The organism is Anaerobiospirillum sp. NML120448, assembly GCF_023050945.1.
GTDB lineage: Bacteria > Pseudomonadota > Gammaproteobacteria > Enterobacterales > Succinivibrionaceae > Anaerobiospirillum.
The window spans coordinates 15,532-38,380 of record NZ_JALKIM010000032.1; the positions used below are offsets into that span (position 1 = coordinate 15,532).

The 22,849-nt window shown below is 39.1% G+C and carries 15 protein-coding genes; 9 read left to right on the forward strand and 6 right to left on the reverse strand.

The features are described 5' to 3' along the window. Positions 1-354: 354 nt before the first annotated feature. From MXE38_RS06925 to MXE38_RS12525, 4 genes are all read left to right on the forward strand, one after another. Entirely contained in the window at positions 355-1,368 is a 1,014-nt protein-coding gene (locus MXE38_RS06925) for a glycosyltransferase family 2 protein (protein WP_246913457.1), read from the forward strand. Continuing rightward, positions 1,368-2,831, forward strand: a complete 1,464-nt coding sequence (locus tag MXE38_RS06930) for an NAD(P)-binding protein (RefSeq protein ID WP_281503164.1) — start codon at positions 1,368-1,370, stop codon at positions 2,829-2,831. Before MXE38_RS06925 ends, MXE38_RS06930 begins: the two co-directional genes overlap by 1 nt. 33 nt (positions 2,832-2,864) lie before the next feature. Next, positions 2,865-5,210 (forward strand): hypothetical protein, encoded by a 2,346-nt coding sequence (locus MXE38_RS06935; protein WP_246913458.1) that lies wholly within the window; start codon positions 2,865-2,867, stop codon positions 5,208-5,210. A gap of 236 nt (positions 5,211-5,446) precedes the next feature. Next, the gene (locus tag MXE38_RS12525) at positions 5,447-6,301 is read left to right on the forward strand and encodes a CatB-related O-acetyltransferase (RefSeq protein WP_246913459.1); all 855 of its coding nucleotides are present in this window, start codon (positions 5,447-5,449) and stop codon (positions 6,299-6,301) included. A gap of 168 nt (positions 6,302-6,469) precedes the next feature. Here MXE38_RS12525 and MXE38_RS06945 read toward each other — a convergent pair whose 3' ends face one another. Continuing rightward, positions 6,470-7,510, reverse strand: a complete 1,041-nt coding sequence (locus MXE38_RS06945) for an FkbM family methyltransferase (RefSeq protein WP_246913460.1) — start codon at positions 7,508-7,510, stop codon at positions 6,470-6,472. Between the two features lie 466 nt (positions 7,511-7,976). On the opposite strand from MXE38_RS06945, the gene MXE38_RS06950 reads away from it, so the two are divergent. Continuing rightward, a complete protein-coding gene (locus MXE38_RS06950; RefSeq protein WP_246913461.1) occupies positions 7,977-8,360 on the forward strand; it encodes a hypothetical protein in 384 nt (127 codons plus the stop codon). Between the two features lie 207 nt (positions 8,361-8,567). On the opposite strand, the gene MXE38_RS06955 is transcribed toward MXE38_RS06950, so the two are convergent. Together MXE38_RS06955 and MXE38_RS06960 are read right to left on the reverse strand one after the other, a co-directional pair. Beyond that, positions 8,568-9,134, reverse strand: a complete 567-nt coding sequence (locus tag MXE38_RS06955; RefSeq protein WP_246913462.1) for a TylF/MycF family methyltransferase — start codon at positions 9,132-9,134, stop codon at positions 8,568-8,570. Positions 9,135-9,318: 184 nt separating this feature from the next. Then, on the reverse strand, positions 9,319-10,053 hold the full coding sequence (locus MXE38_RS06960; protein WP_246913464.1) for a TIGR04211 family SH3 domain-containing protein: 735 nt from the start codon (positions 10,051-10,053) through the stop codon (positions 9,319-9,321). A gap of 323 nt (positions 10,054-10,376) precedes the next feature. On the opposite strand from MXE38_RS06960, the gene MXE38_RS06965 reads away from it, so the two are divergent. Both MXE38_RS06965 and glnE read left to right on the forward strand, forming a co-directional pair. Then, the gene (locus MXE38_RS06965; protein WP_246913467.1) at positions 10,377-11,942 is read left to right on the forward strand and encodes an FkbM family methyltransferase; all 1,566 of its coding nucleotides are present in this window, start codon (positions 10,377-10,379) and stop codon (positions 11,940-11,942) included. Between the two features lie 692 nt (positions 11,943-12,634). Beyond that, positions 12,635-15,667: a bifunctional [glutamate--ammonia ligase]-adenylyl-L-tyrosine phosphorylase/[glutamate--ammonia-ligase] adenylyltransferase gene (gene glnE / locus MXE38_RS06970; RefSeq protein WP_246913469.1), complete on the forward strand. Its 3,033-nt coding sequence runs from the start codon at positions 12,635-12,637 to the stop codon at positions 15,665-15,667. Positions 15,668-15,751: 84 nt separating this feature from the next. On the opposite strand, the gene MXE38_RS06975 is transcribed toward glnE, so the two are convergent. From MXE38_RS06975 to MXE38_RS06985, 3 genes are all read right to left on the reverse strand, one after another. After that, positions 15,752-16,183, reverse strand: a complete 432-nt coding sequence (locus tag MXE38_RS06975) for a hypothetical protein (protein ID WP_246913471.1) — start codon at positions 16,181-16,183, stop codon at positions 15,752-15,754. Between the two features lie 425 nt (positions 16,184-16,608). Next, positions 16,609-17,634, reverse strand: coding sequence for an LpxL/LpxP family Kdo(2)-lipid IV(A) lauroyl/palmitoleoyl acyltransferase (gene lpxL / locus MXE38_RS06980; RefSeq protein WP_246913473.1), 1,026 nt, complete (start codon positions 17,632-17,634; stop codon positions 16,609-16,611). Between the two features lie 255 nt (positions 17,635-17,889). After that, on the reverse strand, positions 17,890-18,930 hold the full coding sequence (locus tag MXE38_RS06985) for a substrate-binding domain-containing protein (RefSeq protein ID WP_246913475.1): 1,041 nt from the start codon (positions 18,928-18,930) through the stop codon (positions 17,890-17,892). A 1,232-nt stretch (positions 18,931-20,162) separates the two neighbouring features. Between MXE38_RS06985 and galE the strand changes: the two genes are divergently transcribed. Beyond that, positions 20,163-21,182, forward strand: coding sequence for a UDP-glucose 4-epimerase GalE (gene galE, locus MXE38_RS06990; RefSeq protein WP_246913477.1), 1,020 nt, complete (start codon positions 20,163-20,165; stop codon positions 21,180-21,182). 284 nt (positions 21,183-21,466) lie between these two features. After that, entirely contained in the window at positions 21,467-22,507 is a 1,041-nt protein-coding gene (locus tag MXE38_RS06995; protein WP_246913478.1) for a UDP-glucose--hexose-1-phosphate uridylyltransferase, read from the forward strand. The last annotated feature ends 342 nt before the right edge of the window (positions 22,508-22,849 follow it).

Genomic DNA, 22,849 nt, shown 5'->3' on the forward strand with positions numbered 1-22,849 from the left:
CATGCCCTTTGCTTGGCCAGAAGTGGTGCCTTGGTTTTATTTGGCTGCGGCTAAGCTGCTATGAAGTGGAGCAAGGTAAGTGGCCTTGAGGTGGGAGAATGTTGAGGGGTGAATGTTAGACTTAAAAGCTGGGCGGCATTTGCTCTCAAAAGAAGCATTCTTCTTGATAAGATGTCTTTGTGTTTACAGGGGCAATGAGTGCCAAATAAGCTTGTGGTTGCTGTTTGGAGGAGGCTGCTGCTTGTGGATAGTGTTACAACTTTAGGTCATAAACTAATATAATAGGCTCAAAAATAAGGTTTTATAGTGAGCTTTCATTTTGTTTGTAGATTAGCCAAAGATGAGGAGATATGGGTGAGCGCTAAGGAACAAGAGTTAGATAGCTGTCAGGTGGCTATACTGATCCCTTGCTACAATGAGGGTTTAACTATTAGTAAAGTAGTTTGTGATTTTTTAGCTGTTTTACCTAAGGCTCAGGTATATGTCTTTGACAATAATTCACAAGATAATAGTGTAGAGCTGGTAGAGAAATTACAAAAAGAGCACTCTTTAGGAAAACAGATTCACCTTTACCATGAAAGAAGGCAGGGTAAGGGCAATGTAGTGCGCTCTATGTTTAGACAGGTAGAAGCCGATGTCTATTTAATGGTCGATGGCGATTGCACTTACGATCCAACTGTTGCTCCTGAGCTTATTAAAAAAGTGGTCTGTGAAAAGTACGATATGGTAATCGGCGATAGACTGTCATCAACCTACTTTCAAGAAAATAAGCGTCCTTTCCATAATTTTGGTAATGTCTTGGTTAGAAAACTGGTTAACATGTTTTTTAACCGCTCTAAAAAGGCAGAAAAGATTACTGACATTATGACTGGCTATCGAGCCATGAGTCGTAGTTTTGTAAAGACCATGCCTGTGCTCTCTAAGGGCTTTGAGATTGAAACGGAAATGACCATTCATGCCTTGGAGCATAACTTTTTGGTCGCTGCTATTCCTATTAATTATCAAGATAGACCTGAGGGTAGCAGTTCAAAGCTTAGAACTTACTATGATGGAGCCAAGGTTGTTTCTTTAATTTTTAAGCTATTAAGTGAGGTCAAGCCGCTCTTATTCTTTGGCACTTTATCTTTGATGCTCTTTATATTGGCTTGTTTGTTCTTAGCACCAGTATTATATGAGTATTTTGCTACTAGCTATGTTAGCAAAGTGCCTACTTTTATTGCGTCAGTAGTGTTTTTAATGTTGTCGACCTTTAGCTTTTTTACAGGTGTGATTTTACAAATCTTGCATAACAATCACAGACGTATGTTTGAGCTGATGTGCAATTACCATTTTCATGAATTACCTTCTGAACGTAGGTATAAATCATAATGAATATTGAACTTAAAACCAAAGCTAAGGTAGCTGTAATTGGAGCTGGCCCAGCAGGTTTGTCTTGTGCGCAAACACTATTAGATTTGGGCTATCAAGTCGATATTTTTGAAGTAAACAGCAAAGCTGGTGGTCTTAGTAGAACCATTGAAGTAATGGGACAACTAGTTGACTTAGGGCCTCATTACTTTCGCACTCAGGTACCACAGGTACAACAATATTGGGATCAATGTACTCAAGGTATTGCTATGCATAAGGTTGAGCGTGTTTCCCATATCTTATATCAAGGTAAGCTCTTCTCTTATCCTCTCAAGGGTTTTGAGGCTTTATTTAAATTAGGCTTCTTTGAGTCTGTATTATGTGTGCTTAGCTATTTAAGAAGCATAGTTTTGCCACACAAGGGCAATACCTTTGAGGACTGGGTATCGAATGCTTTTGGCTATCGACTTTACAATATTTTCTTTAAAACTTATTCTGAAAAGCTATGGGGAGTGAAGTGTAGTCAATTAAGCGATCAATTTGCCAAAGAGCGCATTAAAACTCTCAATCTTTCAAAAGCCATTAAAAATGCTTTAGTGCCTGATAAGACTGGGCATAAGGTACGATCTCTAAAGGCAGAGTTTATCTACCCTAAGCTGGGTATTGGTCAAGTATATGATCAAGCATTAGAGCAAGTAATTAAGAGCGGTGGCCGTTGCTTTTTCAATCACCAAGTCGATGAGATTGTGGTCAACAATAATAAGGTAACTGGAATCTCAGTTAGCAAAGTTGAGCCTCACCAAGATAATGAGTCCTCTAATGCTCATTTTACTAAAGTAGGTGATAGTGAGTTTTTGGAGTACGACTACGTGGTATCTTCAGGTATTTTTACTGATTTAGTGCCTACTATTAAGTGCTTACCACTGGAAACCAGAGAGTTAAGCTCCAAGCTTAAATTTAGAAATACTATCTTGGTTTATCTAAAAGTAGATGAGAGTGCGGGCGCAAACCTAAAAGACAATTGGCTTTATATTCACTCACCTGAGGTCTTATCTGGACGTATGTGTGATTATGCTAATTGGTCTAAAGATATGCAGCTGGGCCAAAAAGAGCACATTGTTTGCTTTGAGTACTGGGCACAAGAAATTGATGCTTTATGGCAAAAAGATAATGAAGCTCTCATAGAGCAAGCCAAAGCTGATGCTATTGCCTCAGGAATTTTTAAAGCAGGATCCATTAAGGAAGGCTTCGTTCATAGGCTATTTAAAAGCTATCCTATGTATGTTGACGACTATGCTCAGGTCATGAAGTCCATCACGAATGAGTTAGATAAAATTGCAGGTCTTTATTTTATTGGCCGCAATGGTAGCTTTAAGTACAACAATATGGATCACTCAATTCATATGGGTATTTTAGCTGCTCATAAGATTGCTAATAAGTACCACGGCTCGCTTTGGGATCTCAATTTTGATGGTTCTTTGTAGTTGGTAATTTGTAAATTTTTTAGACAGTGTTTTATGGAATCAACAACCAATACTTTAAGTAGCGAACAAAAAGCTGCGGCTCAAAACTCAAATTACGCTGGCGTAACTTGCTCAGTAGAGCCTATTTTTAAGCGCAGGCCATGGCTATTAGTGGTACTCGCTGTGATAGCTCTTATGATTGAGGTATTAGTATTTAATAGCTCAGCTTTGTTTTTTGATAAGGACAAATATCAAGAGATTGAGCTTACTTTGCCAAAGGTTAATATCAAGGGAGAGCAAAAAGATGGCTTTTTAATAAACCAGAAAAATAAGGCCTTAGAGATTAATTTGCCTAATATTGATGTGGGTAGTATTTACTTTACCACTAAGTATGGCTCACCCTTAATTACAGATTTTGAAGTTGCTATTAAAGATCAAGGCTTAAGCTACCAATGGGCTAGAGTAGCTACAGGTCAGGTGTTAACTTTAGGCGCTAATGAACATAGCTCAGCTTTAGTTAAGGTATCATCTAGCGGCAAGGCTAAAGCACTGCAAGTGGCCTTTAACTTAAAAGGTAATAGTGCTTTTTTAATTACCAAAGTGGTCATTAATCAAGCTATTCCTTTTAATTTTTCATTTATACGTGTAGGCCTGATGCTGGGGCTGTTGATGGTCATCAGCGTCTTAGCTTGTGGTTGTGCTCGTAATCGTTCGATTGCTGTAGATGGTACTTTATACAAAAGGGTTAACAGAGCCATTTTAGTAGTTGGTGTTTTAGCTAGTGCTCTAACTTTCCATGTGATGGCTCCTTGGTCTGCTAGTGCTAGTGGTTTTAAGCCTATTGCTTTAGGAATCTTACCTTACTCTACTGCTGATGGTAGTGTATTAGTGGACTTACCTAAAAATGATGAGGAATTTATTACTTTAGATGCCTTTGCCCAGCAACTGGATGCTTGGCTTAAAGGTCAACTAGCTTTAGATTTCAAACCTGATGCTCGTCTACAGTACTTGGATAATGTCTATGACCCATCTGAGCGTAATTTTAAAGAAGTACCTTACTTATGGGATAGAGCCTACTATGAGGGGCATTATTATTCATATTTTGGTATAGCTCCTATTATTACCACTTATTTGCCTGTTTATCTCATTACAGGCAAGCTGCCTTGCAGTTCACTAGTTTTATTTATTAATTTATTGCTTGTCGTAGTAGCCTTTAATTACTTGTTAACTCGCTTAACTAGTCTCTTTATGACTAAGGTCAATCCATTATTGTTCTTGTTAAGTAAGCTTGGTGCTTTATTAATGACTCAGGCTTTCTTTGTTACTTATGGTTTTACCTTCTACAACATTGCTTATTTAAGTGCTATTGGATTTTTCTGCCTAGCCATAGCATGGTCATTATCATATTTACAATTTATTCCTAAAGATGGTTCTTTAAGCTGTGTCTGGCTCAAAAAACTAACTAATAACAAAGCTTTCTTGCAGCTATTTTTAGCAGGAGTATCTTTGGTAGGACTAGTAGCCTCAAGACCTTTAGACTTATTGTTCTTATTGTGCTTTATGGTGCCTTTCTTTATTCATTTATTACTCTCCAGGAGTTTAGTGGCGGATAAAGTAAAGTCGTTTGTTGTAGTGGCTGTGCCTGTAGTAATAGGTGCTGTTGCTCTTATGAGCTACAACTATTTACGCTTTGATTCAGTATTCGAGTTTGGCCAATTTATGCAGTTGACCGTCTTTGATACTAACTTCCATATGGCAAACTTAAGTATAGAGCGTGCCTGGACTATTTTGACTCACTTCTTATGGTCAAGCTTTAACTATGTCTCACAATTTCCATATGTGCTCTCTAACTCTGATGTAGAACCTAATATGGGCAATTTTAGCTTTGTGCCTGCAAGATCGGGTATTTTGGCTTATGTCTTTACTTGGAGTATTTTCTTAGTAGGAATGAGTATTAGCCGAACAGGCCTCTTTAAACCATTAAATGCTCAAGGCTTTATAGTGCGCTTTAGTGATTTGAGCGTAAAAGAGCAAATCAACTATCTATGGTCAGTAATCACTATGGTGATTATTGTGCTAATTCCTCCATTTTTAATTTTAATTGGAGGCAATGCAGGTCTGATTCAGCGCTATATCACCGATGTAATGATGGTAGTAGCTGTATTGTGCTTTATGCAAGCTAATTTACAGCCAATCCAGAACAACATTCATGATACTAGGGAGAGTGCTAGTTTTAAAGCAATGATTTACATTACCTTAATCGTAATGCTTCTTATGACTTTAGCTCAGGGATTCTTCTTATTGTTTGGTTCAGGAACCTTAATTAAAGATGTCAATCCAGACTTTTTCTTGAATGTTAAAGAAGTCTTTAGCCCGCTAAGCTTCAATAAGTTTGTCTAGCAGTGGTGAAAGTAATTTAATACAAAGGGGAAGCAGTTGTGCAAGCTTATACATTGCCAACAACTTCCCTTTTTGTTTAATTAAACAGCTAAAACGAAAAGGTGGTGGCAGGGAGCTCTAGTTTTTAGCTAACTTAGATTATGTTTCATCATATAGAAGAGATAAGAACTTAATTTTGTTAAGATAAGGCCTATTGGTTTATTTGTTTTAATTGTTTGCCATTAATAGGAAGTATTGTGATTGTTAAAATTGCTGGCCCAAGTACTTTAAGTGAACTAGTCTGCGGCCAATTAGCGCCTTTGGGCTTATATATTTCGCCATCGACTACCATTGCTCGTAATTTTTTGTTTAATGGTCCAGTAAACATTAAGCCACAAACAACGCTCTATCGTGTTCAAATTGATGCCTATAGCTATATCATGCCTCAATCTACAGTAGTAACTACTAAGATTGGACGCTATTGCTCTATAGGCCATCAAGTAGACTTAGGCTTGGGATATCATAATTACAAAGCAGCTTCAACTTCTGGGGCTTTTTTCCATAGCGATGACTTCCCTGGTATTACCGACAAGATTCCCAATATGCCTAAATGGCTAGAACAAAGAAACTGGCAAAATACAGCTCAAGTTAACATTGGCAATGACGTGTGGGTAGGTGCACATGCTATTATTCCTGGCGATGTGACTATTGGTCATGGTGCCGTAATTGGTGCGGGCGCTGTGATCACCAAGGATGTTCCTCCATATGCTGTAATAAGTGGAAGTTCTAATGGCAAGCCAAAGATTCAAAAATATCGCTTTGCTGATGAGGTAATTAGTGATCTCTTAGAGCTCAACTGGTGGGACTATGATTTGCCTAAAATGATGGCTCAAGGAGTAGATGTTCCTTATGAGGATATTAAAGACTTTATCTCATTTATGAAAAATGAGGACTTGAGCAAGTTCTTAATGATTCCTGATGATTGGCGCTTATTGTCCATCATTAATCAAAATAGGGTTCAACTCACCCCTGGTCAAAAAGACATGTTCATGGACTTCATCCAAATTGAACTACCAGATAGCGAGCAACCTCAGGATGAGGAGCCAAGATAGGAAGAGTCGCCATGCCACGATGAGTCGCAAAGCCAAGAATAGTTGCCATGCCTCATTGAGTCGCAAAGCCAAGACTCAGTCGGTTCTAGATTATTAAAGCTTAAGCATATGCTTAAGATACCTTAATTAGATAGCCCCATTAATTCTTCATTAATGGGGCTAGTTGTATTAGTTAGGAATTGCAATAAGTGCTAAATCTACTAATGGGTGGCATAGGGTACTACGACGTAATTGGAAACTATAGTTCAGATTTAAAGCCTCAATTACGCTTTTTAGCTCATAGAACTCGTAGCCATTATGATAGGTGGCCAAAACCAGTACTGGGCGTTGGGTTTTAATGGTATTAAGAGCACCCTTTAGCACTTGAGGCTCAAAGCCTTCAACGTCAACTTTAATTAAGCCTACAGATAAATTATGCTCCTGGACGTACTCATCTAAAGTAATTACCTCAGCTTCCTCATAGGAGTCAGGGCCTAAGCCATAGTCCATTGCCATACTTGCAGTAGCATCACTTTGTAAGCCTTGGCCTTTACTAAGCTTTAAGATGCCTTTTTCATCGCCTAAGCCTTTTTGGACAGGAATAATATTACCCTGATTGATATCTTGCTTGAAAAGGTTGGTTAAAGTGTCAAAAGAAGCCTTGCTTGGCTCAAAAGTGTAAATCTTAGACTCTGGGAAAAGTGCTCTAAATAATGAAAGGCTATCACCTACATAGCCACCAACATCAATGACTGCATTGCCGTTAACAGTAGATAGCTTTTCGGTAGGCACATCATACATGCCATAACGATTAGTAATGCTTGAGCCCCACTCAAGGTTAACTTCGTTAACTAAGGGAATAGTGCCTTGCTCTTTAATGGTATGGTAGTTTTTAAAAAGCTTTTGGTCTTCTGCAGTCCATAAAAAGTCTTTTTTCACCAGTACTGCATCAGTGCATTTAGCTAAGTCTAATAGACGCTCGTGATGATCGATGTAGGCGCAAGAAACTTCATCCATGCCTGCTTTCAAGCTGGCAAGTCTTTGAGCCATTACCTGGTTTTCACGGTAATCAACAAAGTTTTTTAGCAAAGGAAAGTTAAAAGTCTCGTAATGGCTGACAACATAATTACCAAATTGCTCGGCATTAAGACTAATCTTTTGGTTGTTTTCAATAATATTAGCAACTATTGCATTATTGTTGCTGCTTGAGTGAGAAAGGTTGTTTGACATAATTATAAGAAAATGAGAAGTAAGATGAGTGCTCTAGAGCTTGTTGTATAGCCTAAATCTGAGACCTTGTTGCAATCAAAGCCATGTTAAATTCTATGTAAGTAATACTAGCGAAACGGTATTTCAATATCAAAAAATAGGGGGGGGGGGAGAGCCTAAAAGTAATATAATAGACTACCTGTACAGACAAAATAAAAGCTGAACAAAAACCAGGTAATAATAGGGTTTGTGACCATTTAAACTCTTGTGGCCCTTATCAGTGATAGTGTCAGATGGATTAATTGGGCAAAACTGAATTGAGCTCTTTTTGGTAGCTGTCTTTTAAGGCCAGCTAAACACTGGCATTTAATGTTCAATTGTCTTTGATTGTGGAAGGCACATATGCTTATGTCGGTTACAAAGCTTATGTCTGTATAGGCTGAGAATATATTATGAAATAGCTTCTTTATATTGTTTGTGTTGAGAAATGGATAAGGCGAAATTAGAACAGCTGATCGAGCTACACAAAGAGGGCCAAGGTGCCGTTAGGATCTGTAGGGCAATTGGCCAAAGCAAAGGAATTGTTTCTTGGCATCTGGCATTTTTAAACGTTCATGGTGAATATGAGCTACGCTTGTACAACGAAGGCATTGGACGGCCATCTTATTCAAAAGCGCAAATTCTTGGCATTTATAACTTTGTATTAAGAACTCATTGCAGTTTTGATCGTGCAGAGGTCTACTTTAAAATTCGCCGTAATAAGTTGCTTGAGAAAGTTAAAAGGTACATTGGCAAAGAAAACATAGGGAAAGAAGTACCTGATGCAGTATTAATGATTCCTAAGTTAGGAAAAGATTGTGACCAGCGTTAACTGATGTATGTTGTTCTTATAGGAGCAAGACTGACACTTCTCCTGTGCTTACTAGTGATATGTGTCAGTCTATTTGTAAATTCGATGGCAAAAGTCTTAAGTGCTCTATCAATAGCCCTTATTATTGAAACTTGCATTTCCTGATGATTGCTTTGTGCTTAAATGCAAGTTCTAAACTTTTGAAATACCTATTGTGATAGCTAGTGGTTAAGACTTAACGATAATAATAGAGCTGCCTTCATCAGCAATTGGCAATTTGGCAAGACGGCCATGTTTTTGCCTGTATTCGGCTACTACTTCTTTAATGCCACGAATCATGCTGTGATTGTGGTCGTGCATAAAGATAAAGTCGCCAGGTAGGGTGCGCTCATAGAAAAACTCTAAAGCTGCTGCCATTGGTTGCTTAAGATCCATGTCTAAAGAGGTAAAGACAAATTTAAGATCTTTAACTTCCTGGCAAGTGTCTTCAAATAGGCCTTTGTGAAAGCAAGCTTTGTCTTTAAAAGGAAGATTGTTCTTAACTAAATCGATACTTGTAGAGTTAAAGTCTTGCTGATCTTTAAAGAAGTTGTCGATTAGTCCCTTATCAAAATCATGATTGACCTGCTCTTTGTTAAAGCCCTCAAAAGTATCAAACAAGTGAATGGTACGATCTTTAAAGGCTGCATTAATCAAAGATGAAAAATAGCCACGCCAAACGCCAGCCTCAGCAACACAGGCATCACTATTAGCTAAAGTGCTATCAGAGGCAATCATTTCTGCGCAAAGTTGCATAGTACGCCATCTAAAATAATCATGTGCATCAGTTTGCGCAAGTAATGGAGCAACAGCTATTTTTAGGAGATTGGCTTAAATATTGAGACCATACTTAGGGACTTATTGGTAGGGCAAAAAATAAGAGCTGCTAAACAAAGGTGCTTAGCAGCTCTTATTTAAAAATGTGGAGGGCTATTTTGTACTAATAGCGATCGCGTCTTTGCTTGCGAGTTGGACGTGGAATAAAGACAAAGATTACGCCAGCTACAGCGCCGCATAAAGCAATAATGGCACCCTGCATCCACCAACGCATTTGCATATCAAGCTCTTTAGTCTCTAAGCGGTCTGCATATTCACGGTAGAGCTCATCAAGCTCATTGATAGTGGCATCTTTGGTGCTAAGAGTATTCTTAAGGTTAGCATTCTCTTTAGTAAGGATAGCTAGTTGTTCTTGGGCTGTTTTAAGCTCACGAGATAGTTCGTTATCGTAGTTAGCTAAGCGATACTCAAGATCCTTAATTTCACCATTAAGCTTATCAACTAATGGAGCACCACACATTTGTGGGGTTAAGCTCTCTAATTGAATCCAGAAAGTATCTTCATCTTTTTTTAATTGAGCCCAACGGCCATTATCTGAGTAACGTAAAAAAGTAAGCTCATCGCCAATAGAACGGCTGCCAGTTACTCTATAACCCTCAGAAGGGCCTGAACGAGTCCACACTTTAACATTATCAGCTACATAAACAGGGCCGCCAACATAATAGCCATTAGCATCAGGCTTTGGCTTAGGGGCAGGAGTTTGAGTAGTGTCTGTGGTTGCCTGCTCTACATTGTTAGTAGCTGGTGCAGCATTAGCTGTTGGTTCTGCACTGGCTAAACCAATACCAAAACATAGGCTAAAAGCCAGAGCAAAAGGAAAAGTCTTATTAATGCGCACTTAAATAATCCTATATTAACTAAACAAAAGATCAGCTTACATAAGCAATACAAAATAATTAGGAAGTGAGCTTTGCTACAAGCATGTAAACACCAGCACATATTATTTTGTGACAGGCAATTATAAGCCGAAGTAGTAATAAATGTTAAGCATAGTTGTGAGATAATAGAAAGTTTTTAGCAGAGAACAAAATCGGTAAGCTCTTTGCGCAATATCTATATTACTGGCTGTTTAGTTTACAAGTGTCATAATCAAACACATATTTAAAGATACGGCCCATAAGGAACAAGAGTTCCATTTAGATTAGAGTATTGAATAGTAAAATGATTTGTTTAAACTTTGGCGACGGCTTGGATGCGAGCAAGGGATATATCAACACTTTTGATCTTGCACAAGAGCAGGCAAATAATAAGAGTGCCGTCTTTGAACCTTGGGCTTGGGCAGACTTAAGCTCTATTAAAGACAATAGCGTATGTAGCGCTAAGTTTGACTATACTTTAGAAAGAATTAATGGTGGTAAGGAAAACCTATCATTACTACAGATCTTAAAGGAACTCTATCGTATTTGTGCCCATGGTGCCTACATTAAAATTACTACTGCTGCACCAATTTACAATAATGCTTTTAGCGATCCAGCTATTGTGCGCAATATTGCTGTAGATGCTGTTAAGTTCTTTGATGCTCAGCAGCGTAAGGTTCTTGCTCAAGATAAGCGTAGCTATTTGACCTGTAAGGCTTTTGATCAAGCCAATATTAACTTTAAGCTATTAAAGACCAATTATGAGCTAAGCCCTGTATTAATTCAGGCAGTACAGCAAAACAACTTTGAAACTAAAGAGCAGTTAGAGGCATTAATTGCTGCTAATCCAAAGCATTGCTTGGGCTACACTTTTCATTTGGTATGCGTAAAACAAGAGGGTGATTTCTTTGCCTTAATTAACATGCCAAAAGAAATTGCTACATTAGACCTCGCCGCAGAGCAAGAATTTAATGACAGTTTGCCACAAGGTCAACGTCATGCAGGCGATCTCAGTCCATTTGTCATGCGCACTTATGATCCTGATGTGTACCATAGCTATATCGCTCAAAGCTTACACTATATTGGCTCTTGGGAACCTGGCGAGAGCTTATTAGTTAGCCAGATAATTAACATGTTTGCTCAGCAATACAGCAAGTTTAAGTTTGCTAACATTGGAGCTAACATTGGTTGGTACTCTATTGTGGCTGCTAAGCTTACCCATAAAGTAAGTGTTGATGCTTTTGAGCCTAATCCAAAGACTATTGAAATTCTAAATAGCAATGTTGAGCTTAATCAGCTTGAACGTCAGATTAAGGTCTTTGGCTTTGCATTATCCAATGAAAAGAGCAAGAGTGATTTCTTTGTTAACAAGCATAATGATGGTAGTAGCTCATTAGTTCATAATGAAAACTTAGAATCTCTTGATCAAACTAAGCTGGAGCAAATTCAGATTGCTACAGACACTATGGACAATGTTTATGGCGCATTAGATCCTAAAGAGTGGCCAAATGTCATCTTAATGGACACTGAGGGCCATGAGCAATTTGTATTAGATGGTGCAAAGAATCTTTTTGAACGTGGCTTTAAGCCTTTAATTGTTAGTGAGTTTGCTCCTAATTTAATGGCTTTACGTGGCAAACCTGACTTTTATCATAATTTAATCAACAATTATGGCTATCAGGTGTATGTAATTGTATTTGATGAAACTCAAACTAGTGCTCAGCTAAAGCTTGTAGATGGTGCTTATTTGGACGAAGCTTACGAGAGACTTAAGAATCCTCAAAAAGATGAAGAGGCAGGTTTTATGAACGTCATTTTTGTTCCTGATTACTTTGAGCAAAAAGATGGTGGTTTAGGCTTTAAAAAATAGCACTCACTAATACTTATTGAATTACCAACAAAAGCTGGGCTTACAGTACGTATCCCAGCTTTTTTGCTTATTGCACTCTTGGCGCAGCGCATGGTAATTCCTATTAGAACATCTATAAGCTAGGGTAGCGCATAGCAGGCACTTGCCATGCATAGCATGGCTTTGCATTGTAGTGCTGAGCAGTACAGTACATAGCAGTGATGTAGAGTTCATTGAGAGTGACGGGCTGACGGACTGATGGGCTTTTGGTTGGCTGCGTGGCATCGTAGGGAAAGTTTTATCTAATTTTTGGAAAACTAATTTTCAGCACACTGCTAATCAATCCAAAATTTTATGCCTAGTGCATTAGCGTTAATACACGATTTAATGCATCTTGTTGTTCCAATAATTAGGTGAACATTCCTGTAGCATCGTAGCTTAAGTGCTCGTGTAAGTGGAGGTTGTGAGGGCGTGATTTAGCAAAGGCGTGCTGGTGCGATGGCGCAATGGAGCGATAGTACGATGGTGTGCTGGGGCTGGGGAGCGGGCGGTTTAGCGAGTTTCTTTGGAGAGTGAATCACTAATTTTAATTACAGTTGCGCTTAAGTGGCTCTAAGACTGATATTATGGAAGCATAAGTTAACTCTTGAGTTTGATCTGGAGCTAAATTCTTATTCTGGGTCATCACTGATTATTCTGTTAAGGAAATGCTTATGCTAGTTTTGGGTAATTATCCTTATGCTATTTTTCCTAACCCTAAGCAATTGCCTCAGCTACCAGAGGAGTTGTTAGCGGACGGCAAAAATTATTATGAGCGTCTTAAGCAACGAGCTAGTGCTGAGCAAATGGATGTTTTTGAAAGACGTACAGAGCTTATGTATGTCTTATCCATGTCTGAGTTTGTAGCTAAGACATTGATTCAATATCCTAAAGAGTGTGCGGATCTTATTGCCCAAGGTGCTTTGGATGACCATTGCTTTTCCTTAGATGCTACTGAATGTATTCATGAGCAGATTGTGCCAGGCCTTAGTGATGCCGACTTAAAAAAGCGTCTGAGAGTCATACGTCGTTGCCGTATGGTAATTATTGCATGGCGTGACTTAACTGGAAGTGCAGATATTGAGGAAGTTTTTGTCTCTTTATCTAACTTAGCTGAGAGCATAGTAGATAGAACTGTTTATGTAGTCCGAGATGGTCTAAAACAGGTATTTGGCGATGCCTATGATAAAGATGGCAAGCAAATGCCTTTATTGATTTTAGGCATGGGCAAATTAGGTGGTGGTGAGCTTAACTTTAGCTCAGATATCGATCTGATGTGCTGCTATCCTTACGATGGTCAAACTGAAGGTGGCACTCGCTCAATAACTTTTCAAGAGTACTTTACTAAAGTAGTACAGCGTCTTTCTAATTTGCTCAGTGAAGTTACTGCTGATTCGTTTTGTTATCGTATCGATTTACGTTTACGTCCTTTTGGTGATGCAGGTCCATTGGTATCTTCTTTTGATGCCCTTTCTTCCTATTATGAAACTCAAGGCCGTACCTGGGAGCGCTATGCTTTAGTAAAAGCCAAGCTTATTGGCGACTATCATAACTGGGGATCTTATGGCGATGAGCTAATTGAGCTGCTTCGTCCTTTTGTTTATCGTCGTTACCTAGATTATGGTGCTATTGAGTCTTTGCGTAAGCTTAAGCGCATGATTGAATCGGAAGTGCGCCGTCGTAATTTGGGCGACAACTTCAAACTTGGCTCAGGTGGCATTCGTGAAATTGAGTTCATTGCTCAGGTATTTGAGTTAATGAGGGGCGGGCGTATTCCTGAGATGGTAGAGCGTAGCTTGCGTAAAACCTTACGCAATATTAGTAAGTTACAGCTGTTGCCTGATGAGGTATGCGTACGCTTAGATGAATGTTACATTTACTTGCGCCGCTTAGAGAACATCTCTCAAATGCTGGCCGATAAGCAAACCCAGACTTTACCAGTATCCCCTAAAGAGCAAATGCGTGTGGCTATTGGTATGAATAAGGGTAGCTTTGCTGAGCTTACTGACGAATTAGAGCAAATTCGTCATATGGTGCATCAAGAGTTTGTCTCTATTATGAGAGATTCTGATGATGATAGGGAGGCTCAAAGTTCTGAAAATGTTGAGTTATGGGAGGCTAGTTTATCAGCAGAGGAACTAGAACCTGTCTTAATTCCACTAATGGCTGAGCCTGGCATTCCAAGTGCCAACAACGATAACAAGAGCTCCTATACTGCCTCTAACAGTAAGGTAACCAATGCCCATGCATTGGCTCAGGGTATTATTAACTTACACCATACTTTAGGTAGATTACCTGTAGGCCCTATTGGCCGTGATACTTTAGTGCGCTTAATGCCGAAAATTATTAAGGGAGTAGCAAAATATAAGAATGCTCCTGCTTTATTTAATAAAGTATCATTGCTGATTGAAAAGGTAGCGCTACGTACTACTTATTTACAGCTGTTAGCTGAAAATGATGGCACTAGAGAAAAGCTATTAAACTTGCTCAATGGTAATAACTTTGCGGGTGCTTTAATTAGTGCTCATCCTATTTTGCTAGATGAGTTAATTGCCCCACGCTATTTTAAGCAGCCACCTCATACTGAGGAGTACTTAGCTTGGCTTAACGAGCGACTCTTAAGAATTGATCCTGATGACCTTGAGGAGCAAATGGAGGAGTTGCGTCTCTTTAAGAAAACCATGGTCTTACGTATTGCTATGTCAGATCAGTCTCAAAGCTTACCTTTGATGAAAATTTCTGACTCCTTAACTTGGCTGGCTGAGGCTATATTACGTGAGATTGCGGTATTGTCTTGGAAACAAACAGTACAAAAGTATGGTTCTCCTGAGGGTAAAGATGCCACTGATCCTGGCTATGCCATTATTGCTTACGGCAAGCTAGGCGGCATTGAGCTGGGCTATAAGTCTGATTTAGACATGGTGTTCATTCGTGATATTAACGATGAGATGACCACTGGTAGCAACCCAGTGCCAGCCTCCATGTTCTACCAGCGTTTTGTACAAAGATTTATGCATCTTTGTACTACTAGAATGTCTGGCGGCGTGCTTTATGACCTGGATATGCGCTTGCGTCCTGACGGTGATTCTGGCTTATTAATGACTGATTTGAGTGCTTACCAGAATTATCAGCAAAATAGAGCCTGGACCTGGGAGCATCAAGCCTTAGTGCGTGCTCGTGCAGTAGCTGGTTCTCCTAATGTTATCGATGCTTTTAATAAAATTCGTGATCAGGTGTTACGAACTGAGCGTGATGAGATCAAGCTCATTGATGATGTTTATGCTATGCGCATGAAAATGCGTAACTTCTTAGACAGAAGCTCAGATAAGCTCTTTGACCTTAAGCAGGGCCGTGGTGGTATGGTGGATATTGAGTTTATTGCCCAATATTTATTACTAAGAGAAGCCCCACACCATCAGGATATGGTTTTATGGTCAGATAATGTCCGTATCTTTGATGAGTGTGCTCGTTTAAATATTCTTAGTGAGGAAACTACCAGCAAGCTCAAGCAGGCTTACTTAGCTATACGTGAGTGCTATCACCGCATTAGCTTAGCTGATTTACCTCGTATTATTGCTATTGAGGATAGACCAGAGCAGTGTGAGGATGTAGCTAAAATCTTTGATGAGATTTTTGCTGAGGCAGCTGCCCGCTTTGTACCTCCGCAGTATGGCAAAGCAAATGCTTTACCTCCTGGCACTTTATAGCCAAGGCATTTCATAAAAATTTCTAAGGCAGGTAGCTAAAACAAGCTTGGTTCTTGTTGAGGCACCTGCCTTAATTTTAATGCTTTAGTGCCAATAGAATGGATCGTCATCGTTTAAGGTTGGTTGAGGCAAGCTGTAAGGTAAACGAGCTTTAGCCTGGGGATCACTTATTATTGGGCCTAAGCCATGAGGGCAGCGGTAGGCACGGCCTGACAGGGCAATGCCAACGTCACGGCTAAGGCGGTTTAATAATTGTGCATAGGCATAAGACTCAGTGACATGAGTAGCGCCTATCATGCCTGCTTTAAGCTTGAGGTCAAAACGAGCATTTTCAATAGTCATTCTAGGGGCAGTATCAACATTACCTAAAAACACGCAGCCTCTTACCTCATTTGGTAGAGCGGTGATGACACTATTGGCTAAAGCATCATCTTGAGCTGATGTACAACCATTTAGAACAATAGCGCTGGAAAAGGAGCATAACAGTAAAGCTGAAGCTAATAGGGGAGAGCGCATAATTACAACCTTATTTTCAACAACTACATATGTAGCAAAAGCATTAACGGAAAATTATTAATAAATTTCACAAAATTAGTGTACTGCATTCTAATATTAAAAGTGTGATAGGGTTAGGCTTTTACAAAGCTCAGATATCAAGTTGCCAATAATAAGCTAATAAGAGGCGGAGGAGTTAGTCGTGGTAGGTGCTGTTGCCTTTAAGAGTTGCGTTGCGTTAGTGTTGTCTTTGGTGTTGGTGTTGGCTTAGTCTTGTCGTTGTCTTTGTTGTTGACCGTGTAAGTCTTGGGCGTGGGAAGGAGCGGGATTGTAATTACAAGTGATGGATTAGTTGTTTGGCTAAGCTTTGATTTGGTTGATAAGCTAAAGCTGTAGCTAACCTAACATGGGGGTAGCTACAGCTTTAAATAAAGATTAGCCAAGGGCTATTCAATTTCTGGATAGCGCTTTGGTTCGCCTTCGGGGCGATTTTTAAAGCGGCGATGCATCCAAAGATACTGGGCTAAATCACTTCTTATCATTTGCTCTACGTATTGATTAGAAGTAATAGTGTCAGCTACTTCATCTTCGGTAGGGAAGTTTTCTAAAGGTGCTAAAACTCTTAGTCTATAGCCCTCTTTTTCTCTTACCACCCAAAATGGTTGAACTTTTACGCCCTTAATACGGGCTAAGTCATGCAGGCCTGTTACTGTGCAGGTTTTTTCTACGCCAAAAAATGGCACAAATACTGAGCTGCTTAAGCCATAGTCCTGGTCTGGAGCATACCAAATTGGATAGCCCTTCATAACAGCTTTAACCATAGAGCGGACATCAGAGCGGTCAATTAATGCTAAGTTAGAACGTAAACGTCCCTTTACTTGAACATATTCCACTACAGGGTGATCGGTGCTTCTATAAACGCCAATACCTGGCTTAATAGCTAAGGCGTAAAGACGAGCACCAATTTCCAAAGTTACCATATGGCAGGTAAAAGCAATGGTACGAGTGTTCTCTTTAGCTAGTTCTTTAGCTAAAGCCAATTCTTTATCGTCAATAATAAGCATGCGCTTAATACGCCAGTCAGGCCAGAACCAGGCAATACCTGTTTCAAAGACAGCCATACCTGCATTTTCAAAAATACGAGTTTGCAGCTGTTCTCGCTCTTCTTGAGACATTTGAGGAAAGGCTAGCTTTAAATTAGTGCTTACTACATAACGCCTTGGTTTTAAGATGCGCTGCATCGTTCTACCTAAAAGTCGACCTAAAGCCATGGTCAATTTATAAGGTAGTAAATTTACTATCAGAAATAGAACAATAAATCCTAGCCAAGTTCCCCAATATCTTGGGTGAAGCATGTTTTTGGTAAAAGGAACACCTTCGGTGACTCCTTCGCCCCAACTAATTTTGCGCTCGACATTACGACCCTCTTTTTTTCTTTCTTCATAAGAGGTGTGTAGTTTCATTTTTTTCATTAAAAACAAACCAAAAAAATCAAACAAGAGACGGTAGCTAAGATGTATGCCACAAAAAGAATCTCAGCTAAAATTAGGGAAACCAGTAGTGGTATAGCCCTTAGTAGTGGTATGGAAGTGAGCTTAATATTAGCATATGGACAAAATTAACTCTAAACATAATAGGGTGCTTTGTTCAAAAAAGATAAAGCAAGACCATAAATAATGAAAGATATGACCTTGCTTTAATGTAGAGGTATTAACTACGGCTATTAGTTAAGTACTTTTCTTTTTCTTTTTAGTATCTTTGGCGTTGAGATCTTTTACTGAATCACGTCTTACTAAAGACACATCTAAACGGTGTGGTGGGTCTAATGGGTTGCGGCTGTAGAGGGTGATAGCACGATTTACTGCCTCTTCGGCCATCCTTTTAATTGGATTATCAATAGTAGTTAGAGCTGGCCATGAGCAATAGCTTAAATAGAGGTTATCAAAACCTGTAATACTAATATCATCAGGAACAGTAAAGCCATTAGAGTAAAGCACTGGGATAGCACCTATAGCCATTACATCAGAATAACAAGCAATAGCTGTGAAGTCTTTACCAGGTTTTAATTTGGCTAATAAGCTCTTAGTAGCTTGTGCTCCACCTTCGATAGATGGAGGGGCTTCTGCTACTAAATTAGGGTCAAATTTAAGATGGTATTTAGTTAGTGTGTCCACATAGCCCTGAAGACGTTCAGAGGCATCAAGAATTTGGTGAGATGAATTGATAAAGGCAATTTTGGTATGTCCTTTTTCAATCAGTTCACCTACGGCTAAACATTCACCTGCATAATTATCACAGTTAAGACAGCGCTCTTCATATCCTTTAATGACGCGATTAATTAGTACCATAGAGTCAACACGGTCAAGATAATCGCGCATAATATCGTCATTTAAAGCCAAAGCGTGTACTACTAAGCCACGGCACTTATAAGAAATTAAAGAGTCAATGGCTCGTTTTTCTCTTTCTGCGTCATGATGTCCTTGGGCAATTAATAGATTAAAACCTGAGGCCTGAATAGCATCATCACAGGAGCGAATAGCAGTAGCAAAGTAGGGATCAGATACATCTGAGACAACCATGCCTATAGTATTTGATTCACGTTGAGCTAAGGCACGGGCATTAGCATTAGGTGAAAAGTTAAGCTCTTTTTGAGCTTTAAGTACAGCTTCTTTTACAGCAGGGCTAACCTTAGCCGAATTGTTAATTACTCGAGAGACGGTTGCAATGGATACATTTGCTCTCAATGCTACATCACGTATGGTGGGCATCTTTCTTTTTTAACTCCCCAAAAAAATCATCTGCATCTATATAAACTAAGATTAAGACTAGAAGAAAAAATAGTTTAGATAAAGTTCAGCAAATTCTTGTCTTAGCTTAGGTATTAGATGAATTACAACAATTTGTCCTTAGGTAACCAAGAACACATTTCACCACACACTTTAAAAAAGATAATAGCGATGAGTGTCTCATATACTGTATAGCATAAAGCTTTAAGCAAGCTTTGTGTTGTTAGTTGTCAAAACTGTACACTCTCTAATTAGTTAAGTGTAATAGTATTACACATAGTTTGGCTAAAGAATAAGGGAGCGACAAGGTAAACAAACGGCTTTGTAGAGTAGAAGTGACTATTAGTTTAACTAATGTAAACGATGAAAGTCGCTTAACAGTATAAGGCCTTAAAGATGATTCTCTCTATCATATACATCACAAAATTTAATTTAGATCAAAAAATCATGAGTAAACCAAACAGGTAGAGGAAATTTCAATTAAATAATATCTGTGGTTGTATGACAGGCTCTAAGATATAGTAAAGCTTAGAACAATATATGCGTTTTTAAGCCATTTGTAGGAACAATATGCATAGCTACTTTGACAAAAAATCATGATAAATAAGCCAATAAGGTACAACGATAGCTATTTTGGTCAGTAATGAGACAAATGAAATTATTTGTGAAGCTTGCTAATAAATTAGCTATAATACAATCACAAACTTGACCATAACAGGCGCTGTGCGCTTAAGATTGCATCTTAAACAAGAGATAGCAATTTTTTTTAGTATGCCAACTAAAACCATTTCTAAAGGTTTCCCCGCTATAGGCGGCACACTAATAAAGCGCAGCTGACAATCAAGTTTTTAAGGATCTTCTTTTTATAAATTTTATTTTTAAAGTTCAAGCTGGCTTTTCAGTTTTTAGGTTGTGTGTTTTTTTAGGGACTGAATTGCTGCTTAATTGAGGAAGAACTTAAAAAAGATAAGTATTTGTAATGAGAATTTGTAGCGTTGAGAGCTGGCTCAATTTAGTTAAAGTCATATTGCTTTACACTAAATTGTTAGGCAAAACTAAGTTTATAGCTTAACTTTTGCTGTGCTACTTTCACTATGCTTTTATCAAGCATTAATGAAAAATAGTTGAGCTTAATCTTAAGACTAAAAGCATGAGGAGCGTTTAGTACTAGAGGTAGAGTTCTACTGTTTTGCAATAAGTTTAGGACATAGTTCATGGCTACTATTTTAGTTACTGGCGGTGCAGGTTATATTGGTTCTCATACTGTAATTGAACTCGTTAAGGCTGGTTACGAGCCTATTATTTTTGATAACTTTTCAAATGCGAAGCCAGCTGTTTTAGCTCGTATTAAGCAAATCTGTGGCCGCTCTGTTCCATTTTATGCAGGCGATATTCGTGTTTACGAGCAATTAGCTCAAGTTTTCAAAAATCACAAGATTGATGGCGTAATTCACTTTGCTGGCCTTAAGGCTGTAGGTGAGTCTGTTAAGAAGCCTTTAGAGTATTACGACGTAAACGTAAATGGTTCTCGTGTTTTACTTCAGGTAATGAGTGATTTTGGTTGTAAGAACTTTATCTTCTCTTCTTCTGCTACCGTATACGGTGAGCCTGATGCTGTACCTTTAACTGAGGATAGCCCAGTTAAGAGAGCTAACTGCCCTTATGGTCAAACTAAGGTTGACGTTGAGTACATGGCTCAAGAATTACAAATTGCTCATCCTGAATTTTCCATTACCTTATTACGTTACTTTAACCCTGTAGGCGCTCATGAGTCTGGTTTAATTGGTGAAGATCCACGTGGTATTCCAAACAACCTCATGCCTTACCTCACTCAAGTTGCTGTAGGTCGTTTAGAGTGCTTATCAATTTTTGGTAATGACTACCCAACTCCAGATGGTACCTGTATTCGTGACTACATCCACGTTGTTGACTTAGCTGTAGGCCACGTAGCTGCCTTAAAGCACTGCTTAGACAATGCTGGTGTTCACATTTACAACTTAGGTACTGGTAATGGCTATAGCGTATTAGACATGGTTAAGGCCTTCTCTAAGGCTATTGGCCGTGAGTTACCACATAAGTTTGCCCCACGTCGTGCAGGTGACGTAGTAAGCTGCTATGCTGATCCTGCTAAGGCTAAGAACGAGTTAGGTTGGGTTGCAACTCACACCTTAGACGACATGACTCGTGATGCTTATAACTGGCAAAAGAACAATCCAAACGGCTACGAAGACTAATTTATTAGCTTAGCTAATACTTAGGTCTGCTAAAGTAGAGTTTGGTTGCCATATTAAATTTCTTAACCGCCATTGAGAGATTTATTTTCCCAAGCTAAATGATATTAAGACCACTTGATCAATTAGTTTAGGTTTGAGCACTTAATGCTTTAGTGCCTTAAGTAATTACTTTTTTTGCTGATGCTTAACTTTTTAAGCATATTAAGATCTTAAACCGAATAATCAAGAAGAGCACCCCAACTCCATCAAAAGCCTAAGGTAGTTGGGGTGCTAGGAATAATATTATGAGTAATTTCAACGTATCCGATCATCCACACCGTCGTTATAACGCTCTAACTGGTGAGTGGTTATTAGTTTCTCCACACCGTGCTAAGCGCCCTTGGAATGGCCAGGTAGAGAAGAATAGTGCTGAGCAAAAGCCAACTTACGATCCTTCTTGCTACTTATGCCCAGGCAATACCCGTGTTAATGGCGATGTTAATCCTCAGTATGAGCAGAACTTCGTTTTCACCAATGACTTTGCTGCTTTAATGCCTGATACTCCTCTTGATGCTCCAGAGGGCGATGATTTATTCAAGTTAGAGCCTGCTCGTGGTACTGCTCGTGTTATCTGCTTTAGCTCCGATCACTCTAAGACTTTACCAGTAATGGAAGTTAAGGAGATCCGTGGTGTAGTTGATTTATGGGCCTCTCAGTTAACTGAGTTATCTCAAGAGTATAAGTGGGTTCAATTATTTGAGAACAAGGGCGCTATTATGGGCTGCTCTAATCCTCACCCACATGGCCAAATCTGGGCCTGCTCTTTCTTACCTGATGAGATCACCAAGGAAGTAAAGCAACAAGATGCTTACTTTGCTAAGCATGGTCGCCCATTATTATTAGACTACGTTGAGCGTGAGCTTGAGTTAAAAGAGCGCATTGTAGTTGAAACTGAGCACTTTGTAGCTTTAGTTCCATACTGGGCTTTCTGGCCTTTCGAGACCATGATTTTACCTAAGTTCTTAGTTAAGTCTATCAACGAGTTAACTGATGAGCAGCGTGATGATTTAGCTTTATGTATTAAGAAGCTTACCACTCGTTACGACAACCTCTTTGAGTGCTCATTCCCATATTCTATGGGCTGGCACAATGCACCTTCTGATGGCAAGCCTCATGATGGCTGGCAGTTGCATGCTCACTACTATCCACCACTCTTACGTTCAGCAACCGTTAAGAAGTTTGTGGCTGGCTTTGAGTTACTTGCTGAGAAGCAACGTGATCTTACCCCAGAGCAGGCAGCTGATCGCCTCCGTGCTTTAGATGATGTTCATTACTCAAAGAAGTAAGATTTAATTCTTATTTTTAAGATCATAGGCCTAGCCTAAAAAAGTTGAGGTTAGGCCTTTTACCCTATAGATCCTACTTCCGTACTATATACTTACGGAACTAGGATAGATCAAGCAAATATCATCAAGCTTCTTTGTTAGTTCATTATAGGTAGTCGGCTACCAAGTAAGCTTATAGTTCATTACCTATAATGTAGCTAAATCCCTATTTTTACCGCAACTTGGGGAGATGAATTTTGTATAATTTTAGTATAACCGTAATCAAGGAGCTAGAATGCCTAAATCCGAGCCTTATGTTGCACCTAAAATTAATGAGTCAATAGATTCATTAGATTCTTTTTT